The sequence below is a fragment of the Streptomyces sp. NPDC046716 genome (assembly GCF_040645755.1).
Classification (GTDB): Bacteria; Actinomycetota; Actinomycetes; order Streptomycetales; family Streptomycetaceae; genus Streptomyces.
Window position 1 is genome coordinate 137,762 of record NZ_JBEYYU010000010.1, and the last position, 15,338, is coordinate 153,099.

Below are 15,338 nucleotides of genomic sequence, written 5' to 3' on the forward strand. Positions count from 1 at the left end.
GCCATGGCCACCACACGGACCACCAAGAGGCTGCTCATCGGCACCCTCGCCCTCGCGGTACTGATCGCCGCCGGCATCGTCGGCGTCAGCGCCGCCAGTGACAGCGGGATGCGCGTCACCGCGTACTTCGACCGGGCCGTCGGCATCTACGACGGCTCCGACCTGCGCATCCTCGGCGTACGCGTCGGCCGGGTCGACGGAGTGCACCCCGAGGGCACCCGGGTACGGGTCACCCTCGCTGTCGACGACGGGGTGAAGGTGCCCGCCGGAGCGCGGGCCGTCGCCGTCGCGCCCAGCGTCGTCGCCGACCGCTACGTCCAGCTCACCCCCGCCTACACCTCGGGCGCGGCCCTCGAGGACGGCGCGGTCCTGCCCGCCTCCCGCAACCGCACCCCGGTCGAGATCGACCAGCTCTACGACAGCATCACCGACCTCAGCAAGGCGCTCGGCCCCGACGGCGCCAACGAGAAGGGCGCGCTGTCCGGACTGCTGAAGACCGGCGCCGAGAACCTCAAGGGCAACGGCAAGGACCTCGGGGACAGCATCGAGCAGTTCGGCAAGGCCGCCAAGACGCTCAACGGCAGCAGCGACGACCTGTTCACCACGCTCTCCCAGCTCCAGTCGTTCACCACGATGCTGAAAGAGGAGGACTCGGGCGTGCGCACCGCGCAGGAGACCCTCGACGACGTCACCGGCTACTTCGCCGAGAACCGGGACGACCTCGCGGGCGCCCTCAAGGAACTCGGCACCGCGCTCGGCCAGGTCAAGAAGTTCATCGACGACCACCGGGCCCAGCTCAAGGACAACGTCGACAAGCTGGTCCCGATCACCCAGGCCCTCGTCGACCAGCGGGCCTCCCTCGCCGAGGCGCTGGACACCGCACCGCTCGCCGCGGGCAACGTCCTCAACGCCTACAACCCGAAGACCCGCACCCTCGACGGCCGCGCCAACCTCAACGAGCTGAGCCAGGGCGGACCGCTGCTGCCGCTGCCCTCCGTGGGAGGCGACCAGTGAACCGGCGATCCACCGCCCGCGCGGGCGCGGGGCTCGGCTGCGCGACCGTCATCACGGTCGCGTTCCTCCTCACCCTCGGCGTGATCAGCGTGCCGTCGCCGTCGTTCGGCGGCCTGGAGGACGTGCCGCTGCCCGGCGGCGCCGACCTCGGCGCGCACCCGTACACCATCACCGCCGACATGAAGGACGTGCTCAGCCTCGTCCCGCAGTCCGCGGTGAAGGTCAACGACGTGTCCGTCGGCCGGGTCACCGACATCGAACTCGCGGGCAGGAACAGCTGGACCGCCCGCGTCACCATGCGCATCAACGGCGACGTCAAACTGCCCGCCGACGCCGGCGCCCGCATCGAGCAGTCCAGCCTCCTCGGCGAGAAGTACGTCCAGCTCGTCGAGCCCGACAACGGCACCGGCTCACTGCACGCGGGCGACCGCATCCCCGTCGCCCGCACCGGCCGCAACACCGAGGTCGAAGAGGTCTTCGGCGCGCTGTCGCTGCTCCTCAACGGCGGCGGCGTCAACCAGCTCAAGACCATCACCCAGGAACTCAACAAGGCCGTCGGCGGCCGCGAGTCCGACGTCCGCTCCACCCTGCGCCGGGTCAACACCCTCGTCACCGACCTCGACGACCACCGCGGCGACATCACCGCCGCGCTCGACGGGGTCAACCGGCTCTCGGCGACCCTCTCGCACCGCAAGGAGGACGTCGACACCGTGCTGACCGACCTCTCGCCCGGCCTCAAGACCCTTGAGGAGCAACGGGGTTCACTGATGACGATGCTCCGCTCCCTCGACCGGCTCGGGGACGTCGCCACCGACACCATCAACCGCAGCCAGGCCGACATGGTCGCCGACCTCAAGGCCCTCGCCCCGACCCTGAAGGCGCTCGCCGACTCGGGCCAGGACCTGCCGAACTCGCTCCAGGTGCTGCTGACCTACCCGTTCACGGACGAGGTCATGAACGGCATCAAGGGCGACTACCTCAACACCTACCTGGACATGGCGGCCGTGAAGGGGACGACGCTCATCCCGCCGCTTGAAGAGAGCGACGGGAGCACGACGCCGACGGCCACGCCGCAGAGCGAGCGCAAGTCCCTGAAGAAGACGCCGTCGGGGAAGTCGGCCGCCCCGTCCTCACCGCTGCCGCTTCCTTCGACGACTACGAGTACCAGCACGGGCAGCAGTACGAGCGCGAGCGCCACCCCGAGCGGGGGTGCCTCCCGGTGATCACCCTCGCCATCCGGCTCAAGAACCTCGCGTTCCTCCTCATCGCCGTCCTCGTCCTCGGCTACCTCGGCATCCGCTACGCCGACCTCGGCCGCTACGTCGGCGCCGCCGACTACTACACGGTCAAGGTGCAACTCCCGCGCACCGGCGGCCTGTTCACCCACTCCGACGTCACCTACCGGGGCGTCTCGGTGGGCCGCGTCGGCGCGATCAACCTCACCGGTGACGGCGTCGAGGCGGACCTGCGCATCAAGAAGTCCGCCCCGCACATCCCCGACGACGCCCAGGCCGTCGTCGCGAGCCTGTCGGCGGTCGGCGAGCAGTACATCGACCTGCGCCCCGAGCGCTCCGGCGGCCCGTACCTCGCCGACGGCGCCCGCATCGACCGGACCGCGTCGTCGGTGCCGAACCCGGTGACGGACGTCCTCTCCAGCGTCGACAACCTCACCACGTCCGTCCCGCTCGACGACCTGCGCACGGTCGTCGACGAGTTCGGCAAGGCCTTCGAGGGGCGCGGCGAGGACCTGCAACTCCTCATGGACAACGGCACGCAGTTCGTCCAGGCCGCCGACAAGGCCCTCCCCGAGACGACCAAGCTCATGAACGACGGCGAGGTCGTGCTGCGCACCCAGGCCGAGGAGGGCGACGCCATCAAGTCCTTCGCGTCCGGCGCCAGCGAACTCGCCGCCACCCTCAAGGGCTCCGACGCCGACCTGCGCCGCCTCGTCATGGCCGCGCCCGACGCCGCCACCCGGATCAGCGGCCTGCTCCGTGACCTCAACCCCGAGGTCGGCGTCGTCCTCGCCAACCTCCTCACCACCTCCGAGGTCGCCGTCACCCGGCAGCGCGGCACCGAGGAACTCCTCGTGAAGCTGCCTGCGGCCGTCGCCGCGGGGGCCACGGCCGTCGACGGGAAGAAGGTCAACTTCGGCATGGCGGTCACGTTCTTCAAGCCCCTTCCCTGCACGGCGGGCTACTCGGGCACCAAGTACCGGCTCGGTACGGATCTCAGCGCGGCGCCCGCCACCAACACCGGCGCCCGCTGCACGGCTCCCGCTTCGAGCGGCGTCAACGTACGCGGCTCGGCGCACGCGCCGGGCGGCGGCGCGGTTCCCAAGCCCGCACAGCCGGGCGCGCTGTCCCTTCCCTCGGTCGCCGACGGGTCCGGCACGTCGTCCACGTCGTCCTCCGGGATGGCCGGACTGCTCGGGCTCTCCGAGGGGAGCGGGCGGTGAGGCGGGCCCTGACGGGGGTGGGGCTCGCCGTCGCGCTCGTGGTGTGCGGTACGGGGGCCTGGTCGTACGCGCAGGCGCGGGGTGACGACGACCTCGCGTACGGCCGGGCCCGGGATGCCGCGCTGTCCGACGGGCGTTCTGCCGTGGCCCGGCTGACGACGCTGGACGCGTCCACCGCGGGGCGGGCCAAGTCCGGGGTGCGGGAGTGGAAGTCGGTGACGACGGGGCCGTTGCGGGCTGAACTGGCGCGGGTGTCGCCGGCGGCCGGGGTGTCGTCGCGCGGGGTGGTCACGGACGCTGCGGTGACGGCGCTGGACGACCGGGCCGGGACGGCGAAGCTGATCGCGACGGTGCAGGTGACATCGGGCTCGGCCGCGGCGGAGCGCAAGCGCCTGGAGGCTGTCCTGAGCCGGGCCGCCGACGGCACCTGGAAGATCAAGTCACTCGGCGCGGTACCGGTGACGGGGGAGTCGAAGTGACCCACGAAGTCGACGTAGAGGCCCCCGAAGAGGAACCCGGCACCGGGAGCCGCCTTGCCCACCCTGCCGCCCAAGGCGGCAGATTGCCCAAGGCTCTGCGACGCCTCGCACGGAATCGCCGCCAGGGGCGCGCCTCGGCGGCCGCCGAGGAAGAGGTGGCGGTCACTGATCCCACCCAGGGGCGCGAGGAACTGCGCGAGCAACCGGCCACCGAGGCGCACCCGGAAGACGAGCCGGAGACCGACGGCGCTCAGGGGCGCGGGGAACTGCGCGACCAGCCACCCACGGAGGCGCACCCGGAGACGGAGACCAGCCCCCGCGGCGGACGGATGCAGATCGTCATCGCCGCCATCGTGGCCGGCGTCCTCATCGCAACCGGCGCCGTCCTCTTCTACCTCGCCCACGACCTCCGCACCGAACCGGCAACCCGCAATCACGCCCTCACCGACGCCGACGCCACCAACCGCGTCAACGGCGACATCAGCAGCGCCCTCGCCAAAATCTTCTCCTACACGCCGGACGGCACCAACGCCACCGCCCGCACGGCGAACCAGGTCCTCACGGGCAAGGCCGCCAAGCAGTACGCCGAACTCTTCACCCAGGTCCAGAAGAACGCGCCGGCCCAGAAAGTCACCCTCACCACCGACGCCGTCCGCGTCGGCACGGTCAGCCTGCGCGGCGACACCGCGCACCTGCTCGTCTTCCTCGACCAGTCGACGCGCCGCGGCGACAAGAAGGCGGTCACCTCCGCCGCCCAGCTCTCCGTCACCGCCCAACTCCACAACGACGTATGGCAGATCGTCGACATCAAGGCCAGGTGAACCATGCTGAAAAGACCCCTGCTCGTCGTGGCGGTCGTCCTCACCCTCGTCGCGGGCGGCTTCGCCGTCTGGGGCGGCTGGTCCTGGTACGGGGCCGCGCACGACGACTCGGCCTCCTTCGCGGCCGCCCGTGACGACGCCCTGGAGGCGGGCGAGCAGGCCGTGCAGAACCTCAACACCCTCGACCACCAGAAACTCGACAGCGGACTCGACCTGTGGGAGAGCTCCACCACCGGCGCGCTCCACTCCCAACTGGTCAAGGGTCGCTCGGAGTTCGCGAAGCAAGTGCAGAGCGCCAAGACGGTCAGCACCGCGAAGGTGCTCGACGGCGCCGTCACCGAACTCGACCAGCGGGCCGGCAAGGCCCGCGTCATGGTCGCCCTCCGGATCACCGTGAAGGCCGCGGGACAGAAGGCGGCCGACAAGGACAGCCGGATGCTCGGCGAACTCACCCGCACCGACGGCCACTGGAAACTCAGCGCCCTCGCCCAGGCCCAGGTCGGCGACTCGGCCTCGACCACCACCGACTGAGGAGCCGGCCATGCCGTCGACCACCCGCCACACCCTCAACCGCCAACGCCAGCGCCAGAACCAGCGGACCGAGCAGACCACTGCCGAAGCCGTAGCCCCGGAGCCCGCAACAAAGACCCGCCCGCGCCCCGAACCCCGTACCACCGAGAAGACCGAGAAGACCGAGAAGGCCACCACCCCCCGAGCGGCAGCGCCCCCGCGCCGCCTCCTCGCCGCCCTCTGCCTCCTCACCCTCCTCCTCGGCGCCTTCGCCGGCTGGGCGCACGCCCGGTCCCACGCGCTCACCGACACCGCCGCCGCGCAGAACACGGCGCTCACCGACGCGGCCCGCACCAGCGAGGTCAAGGGGCAGGCGGAGAAGGCCGTCAACGCCCTCTTCTCCTACGACTACGCCAACCCGAAGACGGCGGAGAAGGCCGCGGCCGACCTCCTCACCGGCAAGGCGGTCGGCCAGCACCGCACCCTTCTCGCGCCCGTCCTCGCGCAGGCGCAGGAGCAGAAGACGGTCGTCACCACCACTGTCACCGACAGCGCCGTCGAGCGGATCGACGGCGACCGCGCCCGGGTCCTCGTCTACGCCGACCAGTCCAGCACCAGCACGGCGGCGAAGGCGAAGGACGCCGCCGGGAACTACGCGGGCGCCATGCTCGCCCTCGACCTCGTCCACCGCGACGGCCGCTGGCTGGTCTCCGCGATCGACACCTTCAGCAGCTGACGAACCGACGAAAGGGTTCTCATGCGTTCCCCGCGACTGAGCAAACGCCCCCGCCTCGGCCGACGACTGCGCGGCACCGCGATCGCCGTCGCCGCGACGGCCGTGCTCACGGCGTCCCAGGCCCCGGGTGTCGTAGAAGAGCTGACCAAGAGCCACGACGCCGGCACCGATCCGATCGCCCTCGCGGGCGGCTCCGGCGCCCTGCCCGAGGTCCCGTCCCAGGGCGACGACTCGTACCACACGGAACTGCCGCCCCTGAAGACGCCGGACAACCCGGACATCACCTTCCCGCCGACGGTGATCCGCGCCGAGGCCGGCATCCCCGCGACCGTCCTCGCCGCCTACCGCAGAGCCGAGGCGTCCGTCGGCCGCACCGACCCGGGCTGCAACCTGCCGTGGCAACTGCTCGCCGCGATCGGCAAGGTCGAGTCCGGGCAGGCGCGCGGCGGCGACGTCGACGCCAACGGCACCACCCGGCACCGCATCACCGGACCGGCCCTGAACGGTGAGGGCTTCGCGCTCATCCGCGACAGCGAGGGCGGCCGCTGGGACGGCGACACCGTCTACGACCGGGCCGTCGGGCCGATGCAGTTCCTGCCCGGCACCTGGCGCCGCTGGGGCGCCGACGGCAACGGCGACGGCGTCTCCAACCCGAACAACATCTTCGACGCGGCCCTCGCCGCTGGCCACTACCTGTGCGCGGGCAACCGCGACGTCGGCACCGGCGGCGGCCTGGAGCGGGCGATCCTCAGCTACAACTACTCGCGCGACTATCTCCGTACGGTCCTGTACTGGATGGAGTTCTACCGCAAGGGCGTGCACACCGTCGCCGACGGCACGGGCGTCGTCCCGTTCAGCCCCGGCGCCGGCTCCAAGACCCCGGCGAAGAAGCCCGTCGGCGACAAGGACGGCGGCGGCATCGTCATCGGCCCGCCGCCCACCCGGCAGCCCAGCCCGACCCCGACCACCAGCCCCACGCCCAAGCCCACCGACAGCGGCGAACCGACCCCCAGCCCCACCCCCGGGCCCACGGACACCGGCTCCGAGACCCCGCCCGCGACCGGCGAGCCGACGGACACGCCGACACCTCCGGAGACCGAGGAGCCCGGCACCGGCACGCCGAGCGACGACGGCTGCCCGTCCGACAGCCCGTCCCCGACGGACACCGCGAGCCCGACCGGCTCGCCCAGCCCCTCGGAGAGCCCGACCGGCTCCGCCTCACCCTGCGCGACACCCGCGGGCTGACGGGCTCGGCGACGGCGCCCGCTCCCAGTCGGAGCCGACCCGGTAGGTGCCGGGCGCCCTCGCCACCAGCTCGGTGAACTCACCGCCCCGCCGCGGCCGCACCGTCAGGCAGCCGTCCTCCGACGTCAGCCACGGCGAGTACGCGACCCGCAGCGTCGCCGTGCCCGCCCGGCCGAAGCGGACCGTCACCCGCGCCCCGTCCGAACGGACGACCGTGGCGGGCGCGGAGACCAGCGGCACCGCGGCCCGCACCCGGTAGACCCGCCAGTGCGGGCCGCGCCACACCGGCTCCAGATAGCCGGGCCCGGAGCGGACGAACGCGGCCTCCTGCTCGGCGAACCCGTCCGGCTTCCCCTCCGGCAGCACCACGAACCCGACCGCCCACCGGTCCAGCCACGCCCGGTAGGTGGCCGCCGAGAACGTGCCGTCGTAGAAGAGCCGCCCCCGCTCGACGTCGAGCTGCCGGTTCCAGCCGCGCGCCATGTTCACGTACGGGGCGAGCGCGGTCGCCTCCCGGTGGTTGCGGGCCGGGATCACCTCCACCCGGGTGCGGTCCGCGCCGAGCCGCTCCAACTCCCGTACGACGTCATGGGTGTCGGCCGCCCAGGCGGGCACCCGCGTGGACACCCGCAGATCGTCGGCCGTCTTCTGCACCACCCACGCCGACGACAGCACGAGCGCCCCGGCCAGCACGAGCACCGGCAGCCGGGGCCGGTCCCGCAGCCGCGTCTGGAGCGCCGCCAACAGCACGGCGGGCGCCGCGAGTTCGGCGAGCCGCTCCACGTTCGTGCCGACCGGCGAGGGGACGAGATAGGTGACGACGGTGCCCGCCGCGTAGACGCAGGCCGCCCACCGGGCCACCCGCCAGCGCCGGGGTCCGGCCACCGCGAGCGCGAGGGAGAACACCACCGGCGGCCAGATACGGTCCAGCGGCATCAACTGCTCGCCCTGGAAGGGGAACAGCAGCGTCGTCGCGCCCACGACCAGCGCGGGCGGCGCCAGATACGCGGCGGCCCGCCCCCAGTCCCGTACGCCCGCGTACCCGGCCCCGACGACCGCCAGGAACAGACCCGCCACCGGCGACGCCATCGTCGCGAGCGCCGCGCAGAGCGCCCCGGCCGCGTACCGCCGCCGCCCGGTGAGCGCCACGCCCGCGCCGAGCCCGAGGGCCACCCCGAGCGCGAAGGTGGTCCGGCCCGACGCGACGTTGCACCACAGGGCCAGCGAGAGCAGGACGGCGGGCGCCGACGGACGGGCGATGCCGGTGCGCACGACCAGGAGCGCGCCCAGCCAGGCGGCCGCCAGCCCGGACGCCACCGTGACCGGCCTGACGCCAAGACCGGCCATCAAGTAGGGCGAGATCAGCGAGTAGTTGGCGGTGTGCATGCCGCCGTACCAGAACAGGTTGTACGCCGACGCCCCGTGGTCGGCGGCGAACCGGGCCCACGCCTGCTGCGCCGCGAGGTCGCCGCCGCCGGTCGCGAGGAACAGCGCCCACACCGCGTAGAGCGGCAGTGTGGGCGCCGTCGCGAGCAGCGGCACGCGGTGCCGCACGGCCAGGGGCGTGCGGGGGCGCGCGAAGGGCAGGTCGACCGTGGCCACGGGTACCGATCCATCCGTCTCTCGTCGGGGCGCGTCGTCTCCGGGATGAGACGCGCCACGCGACGAAAGTGTTCATTCCGGGGGATGGATCCGGCCGGAATTCACCCCTTCGCGGGCGCCGCCACCCGAAGCTCCTTGACGCCGTTGAGCCAGGCCGCGCGCAGCCGGCGCGGATCGCCGACGAGCCGCAGGTCGGGCACGGCGTCGGCGATCGCGTTGAAGATCAGGTCGATCTCCAGGACCGCCAGGGACTTGCCGAGGCAGAAGTGCGGGCCGCCGCCGCCGAAGCCGAGGTGCGGATTGGGGTCGCGGGTGATGTCGAAGGTGTCGGGGTCGGTGAAGACCTCCGGGTCGTGGTTGGCGGACGAGTAGAAGATGCCGACCCGGTCGCCCTCCTTGATCTTCTGCCCGCCGAGTTCGGTGTCCTGGGTGGCGGTGCGCTGGAAGGAGACGACCGGCGTCGCCCAGCGCACGATCTCCTCGGCCGTGGTGGAGGGGCGGTCGCGCTTGTACAGCTCCCACTGGTCGGGGTGGGTCAGGAAGGCGTGCATGCCGTGGGTGATGGCGTTGCGCGTCGTCTCGTTCCCGGCGACGGCGAGCAGGATCACGAAGAAGCCGAACTCGTCCGAGGAGAGGTTGCCCTGGTCCTCCGCCGCGACCAGCTGGCTGACGATGTCCTTGGCCGGGCACTGCTTGCGGTCGGCGGCGATGTTCATCGCGTAGCCGACGATCTCCATGGCCGCCTCGGCGCCGATCTCCTCGGTGATCGCGTACTCGGGATCGTCGTACGCCACCATCTTGTTGGACCAGTCGAAGACCTTGGCGCGGTCCTTCTGCTCGATGCCGATGAGCTCGGCGATCGCCTGGAGCGGCAGCTCCACGGCGATGTTGGTGACGAAGTCGAACGCGCCGTCGGGACCGGCCTGTTCCAGAGCCGTCCGCACGATGTCGCCGGCCCGTGCGCGCAGAGCGCCCTCCAGGGAGCGGATGGCGCGCGGCGTGAAGCCGCGCTGCACGATCTGGCGCACGCGGGTGTGCTCGGGCGGATCCATGTTCAGCATGATCATCTTCTGGACCTCGATCTGGTCGCGCTGGATCGAGGAGTTGAAGCGGATCACGGCGGTGTTGATGTTGGAGGAGTAGATCTCCGGGTGCGTGGACACGAATTTGACGTCGGCGTGCCGGGTCACCGCCCAGTACCCCGCGTCGTCGAAGCCGGATATCCCGCGTTCCTGCGGAATCCAGCGGACCGGCTCGGCCTGCCGGAGTTCGGCGAACTCCGGGTACGGCACGCGGTCCTGGAGCAGATCGGGGTCCGTGAAGTCGAACCCGTCGGGCAGCGCGGGGCACGGCATGGGGTCACTCCAGATTCTGTCTGACGCTCCGTCAGTTATGGCTCGAAAGGTAGTAACGGGTTCTAGAAGTGGCAAGGGGCGCGGGTGTGTTGGTTCCGTGTGTTGTGCTTGCACGACCCTTGCGTACCGGGGGTAAGCGCGCCGAGACTGCACTGAGAACTGGTACGCGTTCTAGTTTCAGTTCATGTTCATCCGTCCGGGATTGCGTGGAGAGGACGACTGTCATGGCAGCCGAGCCCGTCATCGTCGAAGCCGTACGTACCCCGATCGGCAAGCGCGGCGGCGCGCTCGCCAACCTCCACCCGGCGTACCTGCTGGGGGAGACGTACCGCGAACTCCTCGGGCGCACCGGCATCCAGCCGGACTGCGTCGAGCAGATCGTCGGCGGCACGGTCACCCACGCGGGCGAGCAGTCCATGAACCCGGCGCGCACGGCGTGGCTGACGATGGGCCTGCCCTACGAGACCGCCGCCACCACCGTCGACTGTCAGTGCGGCTCCTCCCAGCAGGCCTCGCACATGACCGCCAACATGATCGCGGCGGGCGTCATCGACGTCGGCATCTCCTGCGGCGTCGAGGCCATGTCGCGCGTCCCGCTGGGCTCCGGCTCCAAGCACGGCCCGGGCAAGCCGTTCCCGGAGGAGGGGAACGTCGACCTGCCCAACCAGTTCGAGGCGGCCGAGCGGATCGCCCGGCGCAGAGAGCTGACCCGGGAGAACGTCGACTCGCTCGGCCTCATCTCGCAGGAGCGGGCCGCGAACGCCTGGGCCGAGGAGCGCTTCAAACGCGAGACGTTCGCCGTCCAGGTGCCGACCACCGAGGCCGAGCAGGCCGCCGGGCAGGGCATGTGGCGCCTGGTCGACCGGGACGAGGGGCTGCGCGACACCACCATGGAGGGCCTGTCGGGTCTCAAGCCCGTCATGCCGACCGCCGTCCACACGGCCGGGAACTCCTCGCAGATATCCGACGGCGCCGCCGCCATCATGTGGGCGTCGAAGCGGATGGCACGGGCCCTGAAGCTCCGGCCGCGCGCCCGCGTCGTCGCGCAGGCACTGGTCGGCGCGGACCCGCACTACCACCTGGACGGGCCCATCGACGCGACGCGCACCGTGCTCGGCAAGGCCGGCATGACGCTCAAGGACATCGACCTCGTGGAGATCAACGAGGCGTTCGCGTCGGTCGTGCTCAGCTGGGCGCAGGTCTTCGACCAGGACCTGGAGAAGGTGAACGTGAACGGCGGCGCGATCGCCCTCGGCCACCCGGTCGGCGCGACCGGCGCCCGCCTCATCACGACCGCCCTGCACGAGCTGGAGCGCCGGGACAAGGAGTTCGCGCTCATCACCATGTGCGCGGGCGGCGCCCTGGCCACCGGCACCATCATCCAGCGGCTTTAGCGGGGCAAGCGCCCCGTCAGGTACGAGGCTCGTCAGGTACGAGGCTCGTCAGGTACGCGGCTCGTCGAAACCGACGTCGGCCGTGAAGGCGGCCCGCCGCGTCGCCCGGCGCAGAGCCTTCAGCACCGCGCCGCCGACGACCAGCGTCAGGACGACGGTGAGCGCGGCCCGCCCCAGGTCCCAGCCGAGCGACGTCGCCAGGCAGTAGGCGAGGAAGCGGGCCAGATTGTCGTGGAGCGAGGCGTCCGGCTGGTAGGCGACGGACGAGGCGAGCGAGTCGATGAACGGCCAGCCCGACAGGTTCATGATCGTGCCGTAGGCGAACGCGGCGCAGAACCCGTACCCGGCCAGCATCACCCGCTCGCCCCGCCCGCGCAGCGTGTCCGCCCCCGGCAGCAGCCCGGCGCCCATCGTGAACCAGCCCATGGAGATCATCTGGAACGGCATCCAGGGCCCGACCCCGCCGGTCAGCAGCGCGGACGCGAACATGCTGAGCGAGCCCAGCACGAACCCGAAGCCCGGCCCGAGGACCCGCCCGCTGAGCACCATCAGGAAGAACATCGGCTCGATCCCGGCCGTGCCCGCGCCGATGGGCCGCAGCGCCGCGCCCGCCGCCGCCAGCACGCCGAGCATCGCGACCGCCTTCGGACCCATGCCGGACTCCGAGATCGTCGCGGCGACGACCGCGACGAGCAGCACGAGCAGCGCCGCGAAGAGCCAGGGGGCGTCCTGCGAGTGCGCGGTCACCTGCGAACCGGGCCCTGCGATCAGCGGCCAGCCGATCGACACCACACCGACGGCGCTGACCAGCAGCAGCGCGGCGACGGACCGGGGCCCGAGCCGGACCGGGTTCGCCTGCCGGTCGGGTACGGGCGTCACGAGAGCGCCTCCCGGACCTGCGCGACGGTCAGCCACCGCTGCGGCGCGAGCACCTTCGCGACCTGCGGCGCGAACGACGGCGACGACGTGACGATCTCCGGGGTCGGCCCGTCCGCGACGATCTCGCCGTCCGCGAGGATCGCCACCCGGTGGGTCAGCTCCGCCGCCAGTTCGACATCGTGCGTGGCCATGACGATGGCGTGCCCGCGCGCCGACAGGCCGCGCAGGATCGTGACCAGTCGGCCCTTCGCCGCGTAGTCGAGCCCGCGCGTCGGCTCGTCGAGGAGCAGCAGCGGCGGCGCCGCCGTCAGCACGATCGCCAGCGCCAGGGTGAGGCGCTGGCCCTCGGACAGGTCGCGCGGGTGCGTGTCGTCGGCGATGCCCGGCAGGAGGTCGCCGAGCAGCGCGCGGCAGGTGCCGGGCGCCGCGTCCGCGTCCTTGTCGGCGGCCGTGCACTCGGCGGCGACCGTGTCGGCGCAGAGCAGGTCGCGGGGTTCCTGCGGGACCAGGCCCACCTTGCGGATGAGGTCTCGGGGTGTCGCCTTGTGCGGCACGAGCTTGTCGACCCGGACCGATCCGACGGTCGGCTTGATCATTCCTACGAGGGTGGAGAGCAGGGTGGACTTTCCGGCGCCGTTGCGGCCCATGAGCGCGACGATCTCGCCTCCGGCGACCTGGAGGTCTACTTGGCGGAGGGCGTCTACGCGGGCCCTTCGGACGCCCAGGCCGGTTGTCTGCGCGAGCGGCGCTCCCGCTTCGGGGCTCCGCCCCGGACCCCGCTCCTCAAACGCCGGAGGGGCTGGATTTGGCTGCCGCTTCCTGGACGGCGGAGGGGCTGGATTTGGCTGTCGCTTCCTGGAGGGCGGAGGGGCTGGATTCGGGGCTGTATTTGCCAACCGGTCCCGGAGGGGGCCCGCCGCGCGGCGGGCGTCTCGGACCGTCAGGGGGAGCGGTGACCAACCCGCCAGCCGTCCGAGGCCCACCACCGGCGGGTACACCGGGGACTCGGCCATCACGGCGGCCGGGTCGCCGACCAGCAGGGGCTCCCCGGGGGCCGGCAGCAGCGCCACCTGATCCGCGTACTGCACCACCCGTTCGAGACGGTGCTCGGCCATCAGGACGGTCGTCCCGAGATCGTGGACGAGCCGCTGGAGCACCGAGAGGACCTCTTCGGCGGCGGCCGGGTCGAGCGCCGACGTCGGCTCGTCGAGGACCAGGACGCGCGGGTGCGGGGTGAGGACGGAGCCGATCGCGACGCGCTGCTGCTGGCCGCCGGAGAGCGTGGCGATGGGGCGGTCCCGCAGACCGGCGAGCCCGAGCAGATCGAGGGTCTCCTCGACACGGCGCCGCATGACGGGCGCGGGCAGCCCCAACGACTCCATGCCGTAGGCGAGTTCGTCCTCGACGGTGTCGGTCACGAAGTGCGCGAGGGGGTCCTGGCCGACCGTGCCGACGACATCGGCGAGTTCCCGCGGCTTGTGCGTACGGGTGTCGCGCCCGGCCACGGTGACCCGTCCGGCCAGGGTGCCGCCGGTGAAGTGCGGCACGAGCCCGCTCACCGCGCCCAGCAGCGTCGACTTGCCGACGCCGGAAGGACCGGCCAGCAGCATCAGCTCGCCCTCGGGCACGTGCAGTTCGATGCCGCGCACGGTGGGCGCCTGCGAGCCGTCGTACGTCACGGAGACGTCCTCGAAGCGGATCATGACGACGACTCCTGCTTTCGCTCTGCGGGTGCGGGTGCGGGTGCGGGGGCGGGTACGGGCGCGACGAAGGCCGGGAGGAGCCCGACCAGGACCCCTGCCGCCGGCCAGAGCGGCAGCGCGGGCGCCGTCAGCGGCACCACGGACGGTGCCAGCGCGGCCGGGTCCCGGGCGGCGCTCCAGATCATCACGGCGGCGGCGACCACGCCCGACCCGGCGACGAGCCAGGCCCGTACGCCCCACACGTCGGGGCGGTAGCGGGTGCGCACCGAGCGGCGACCGCCCAGCCAGAGCCCGCCGAGCGCGGCGGCGACCCCGGCGAGCAGCACGGGCAGCCCGTACCCGGCGCCCGACGACGCGAGCAGCCCGTACGTGCCCGCGCACACGCCGATCAGACCGCCGAGGGTGAGGACGGCGGTGGCTCGGCGCACGGCGGGCGGCACCTCGGCGGTGCGCCCGTAACCCCGCGCGTCCATCGCGGCGGCGAGCGCAACCGACCGTTCGAGGGCGCCCTCCAGGACGGGCAGGCCGACCTGGAGCAGCCCGCGCAGGCCGCTGTCCGGGCGGCCCCGGAGGCGGCGCGCCGCCCGCAGCCGCCGCACGTCGGCGACCAGGTTCGGCGCGAACGTCATGGCGACGACGACCGCGACGCCCGCCTCGTACAGCGCGCCCGGCAGCGACTTCAGCAGCCGCGACGGGGAGGCCAGCGCGTTCGCGGCGCCGACGCAGATCAGCAGCGCGGCCAGCTTCAGCCCGTCGTACAGGGCGAACACCAGGCCCTCCAGGGTGACCCGCCCGCCGATCCGCACGCCCTGCGCCCAGTCCGGCAGCGGCACCTCGGGCAGCGTCATGACGACGTGCGAGCCCGGGATCGCCGAGCCGAGGAAGCAGGCGAAGACCAGCCGGATGCCGATCACGACGAGCCCCAGCTTCACGAACGCCCCGTAGCTGCGTGCCCACGGCGCCTCCGTCCGGCGCGCCGCCACCACGTAACCGGCGACGCCGACGAGCAGCGCGAGCAGCAGCGGGTTCGTGGTGCGGGACGCGGCCGTGCCGAGCCCGAGAGCCCAGATCCACCAGGCACCCGGATGCAGCGAACGGGAACGGCCGGCCCGGGGGGCCCGCAGCGCGTCGAGACCCATGAC

14 protein-coding genes are annotated in these 15,338 nt (G+C 72.5%); 9 read left to right on the forward strand and 5 right to left on the reverse strand.

The window, feature by feature from the left end; all coding sequences use genetic code 11:
• Nucleotides 1–3: 3 nt before the first annotated feature.
• The 8 genes from ABZ930_RS10690 to ABZ930_RS10725 all read left to right on the forward strand — a co-directional run bounded on the left by ABZ930_RS10690 (nt 4) and on the right by ABZ930_RS10725 (nt 7,263).
• Nucleotides 4–1,014, forward strand: coding sequence for an MCE family protein (locus ABZ930_RS10690; RefSeq protein ID WP_361544805.1), 1,011 nt, complete (start codon nt 4–6; stop codon nt 1,012–1,014).
• On the forward strand, nt 1,011–2,237 hold the full coding sequence (locus tag ABZ930_RS10695) for an MCE family protein (protein WP_361544808.1): 1,227 nt from the start codon (nt 1,011–1,013) through the stop codon (nt 2,235–2,237). The genes ABZ930_RS10690 and ABZ930_RS10695 overlap by 4 nt, the downstream gene beginning before the upstream one ends.
• On the forward strand, nt 2,234–3,472 hold the full coding sequence (locus tag ABZ930_RS10700; protein WP_361544811.1) for an MlaD family protein: 1,239 nt from the start codon (nt 2,234–2,236) through the stop codon (nt 3,470–3,472). Before ABZ930_RS10695 ends, ABZ930_RS10700 begins: the two co-directional genes overlap by 4 nt.
• Nucleotides 3,469–3,951, forward strand: coding sequence for a hypothetical protein (locus ABZ930_RS10705; RefSeq protein WP_361544814.1), 483 nt, complete (start codon nt 3,469–3,471; stop codon nt 3,949–3,951). The genes ABZ930_RS10700 and ABZ930_RS10705 overlap by 4 nt, the downstream gene beginning before the upstream one ends.
• A gap of 83 nt (nt 3,952–4,034) precedes the next feature.
• A complete protein-coding gene (locus ABZ930_RS10710; RefSeq protein WP_361544817.1) occupies nt 4,035–4,772 on the forward strand; it encodes a hypothetical protein in 738 nt (245 codons plus the stop codon).
• A gap of 3 nt (nt 4,773–4,775) precedes the next feature.
• Nucleotides 4,776–5,303: a nuclear transport factor 2 family protein gene (locus ABZ930_RS10715; protein ID WP_361544820.1), complete on the forward strand. Its 528-nt coding sequence runs from the start codon at nt 4,776–4,778 to the stop codon at nt 5,301–5,303.
• Between the two features lie 10 nt (nt 5,304–5,313).
• Nucleotides 5,314–6,018 carry a hypothetical protein gene (locus tag ABZ930_RS10720; protein WP_361544823.1) on the forward strand — a complete coding sequence of 235 codons (705 nt, stop codon included), beginning with the start codon at nt 5,314–5,316 and terminating at the stop codon, nt 6,016–6,018.
• Nucleotides 6,019–6,039: 21 nt separating this feature from the next.
• On the forward strand, nt 6,040–7,263 hold the full coding sequence (locus ABZ930_RS10725; protein ID WP_361544825.1) for a hypothetical protein: 1,224 nt from the start codon (nt 6,040–6,042) through the stop codon (nt 7,261–7,263).
• On the opposite strand, the gene ABZ930_RS10730 is transcribed toward ABZ930_RS10725, so the two are convergent.
• A complete protein-coding gene (locus ABZ930_RS10730) occupies nt 7,237–8,865 on the reverse strand; it encodes a hypothetical protein (protein ID WP_361544828.1) in 1,629 nt (542 codons plus the stop codon). The two genes, ABZ930_RS10725 and ABZ930_RS10730, sit on opposite strands and share 27 nt — an antisense overlap.
• A 101-nt stretch (nt 8,866–8,966) precedes the next feature.
• Nucleotides 8,967–10,220, reverse strand: a complete 1,254-nt coding sequence (locus ABZ930_RS10735) for a cytochrome P450 (protein ID WP_361544831.1) — start codon at nt 10,218–10,220, stop codon at nt 8,967–8,969.
• A 224-nt stretch (nt 10,221–10,444) separates the two neighbouring features.
• On the opposite strand from ABZ930_RS10735, the gene ABZ930_RS10740 reads away from it, so the two are divergent.
• The gene (locus ABZ930_RS10740) at nt 10,445–11,614 is read left to right on the forward strand and encodes a steroid 3-ketoacyl-CoA thiolase (RefSeq protein ID WP_361544834.1); all 1,170 of its coding nucleotides are present in this window, start codon (nt 10,445–10,447) and stop codon (nt 11,612–11,614) included.
• A 48-nt stretch (nt 11,615–11,662) separates the two neighbouring features.
• On the opposite strand, the gene ABZ930_RS10745 is transcribed toward ABZ930_RS10740, so the two are convergent.
• From ABZ930_RS10745 to ABZ930_RS10755, 3 genes are read right to left on the reverse strand one after another with little or no spacing between them, the layout of a single operon-like run.
• Nucleotides 11,663–12,493, reverse strand: coding sequence for an ECF transporter S component (locus ABZ930_RS10745; RefSeq protein WP_361544837.1), 831 nt, complete (start codon nt 12,491–12,493; stop codon nt 11,663–11,665).
• Nucleotides 12,490–14,196 (reverse strand): ATP-binding cassette domain-containing protein, encoded by a 1,707-nt coding sequence (locus tag ABZ930_RS10750; RefSeq protein WP_361544840.1) that lies wholly within the window; start codon nt 14,194–14,196, stop codon nt 12,490–12,492. Before ABZ930_RS10750 ends, ABZ930_RS10745 begins: the two co-directional genes overlap by 4 nt.
• Entirely contained in the window at nt 14,193–15,335 is a 1,143-nt protein-coding gene (locus ABZ930_RS10755; protein ID WP_361544843.1) for a CbiQ family ECF transporter T component, read from the reverse strand. The genes ABZ930_RS10750 and ABZ930_RS10755 overlap by 4 nt, the downstream gene beginning before the upstream one ends.
• Nucleotides 15,336–15,338 lie beyond the last annotated feature (3 nt).

Coding starts and splice junctions, on each gene's coding strand:
- ABZ930_RS10690 (WP_361544805.1), top strand. CDS start 4: ATGGCCACCACACGGACCACCAAGAGGCTGCTCATCGGCACCCTCGCC.
- ABZ930_RS10715 (WP_361544820.1), top strand. CDS start 4,776: ATGCTGAAAAGACCCCTGCTCGTCGTGGCGGTCGTCCTCACCCTCGTC.
- ABZ930_RS10720 (WP_361544823.1), top strand. CDS start 5,314: ATGCCGTCGACCACCCGCCACACCCTCAACCGCCAACGCCAGCGCCAG.
- ABZ930_RS10725 (WP_361544825.1), top strand. CDS start 6,040: ATGCGTTCCCCGCGACTGAGCAAACGCCCCCGCCTCGGCCGACGACTG.
- ABZ930_RS10735 (WP_361544831.1), bottom strand. CDS start 10,220: ATGCCGTGCCCCGCGCTGCCCGACGGGTTCGACTTCACGGACCCCGAT.
- ABZ930_RS10740 (WP_361544834.1), top strand. CDS start 10,445: ATGGCAGCCGAGCCCGTCATCGTCGAAGCCGTACGTACCCCGATCGGC.
- ABZ930_RS10750 (WP_361544840.1), bottom strand. CDS start 14,196: ATGATCCGCTTCGAGGACGTCTCCGTGACGTACGACGGCTCGCAGGCG.
- ABZ930_RS10755 (WP_361544843.1), bottom strand. CDS start 15,335: ATGGGTCTCGACGCGCTGCGGGCCCCCCGGGCCGGCCGTTCCCGTTCG.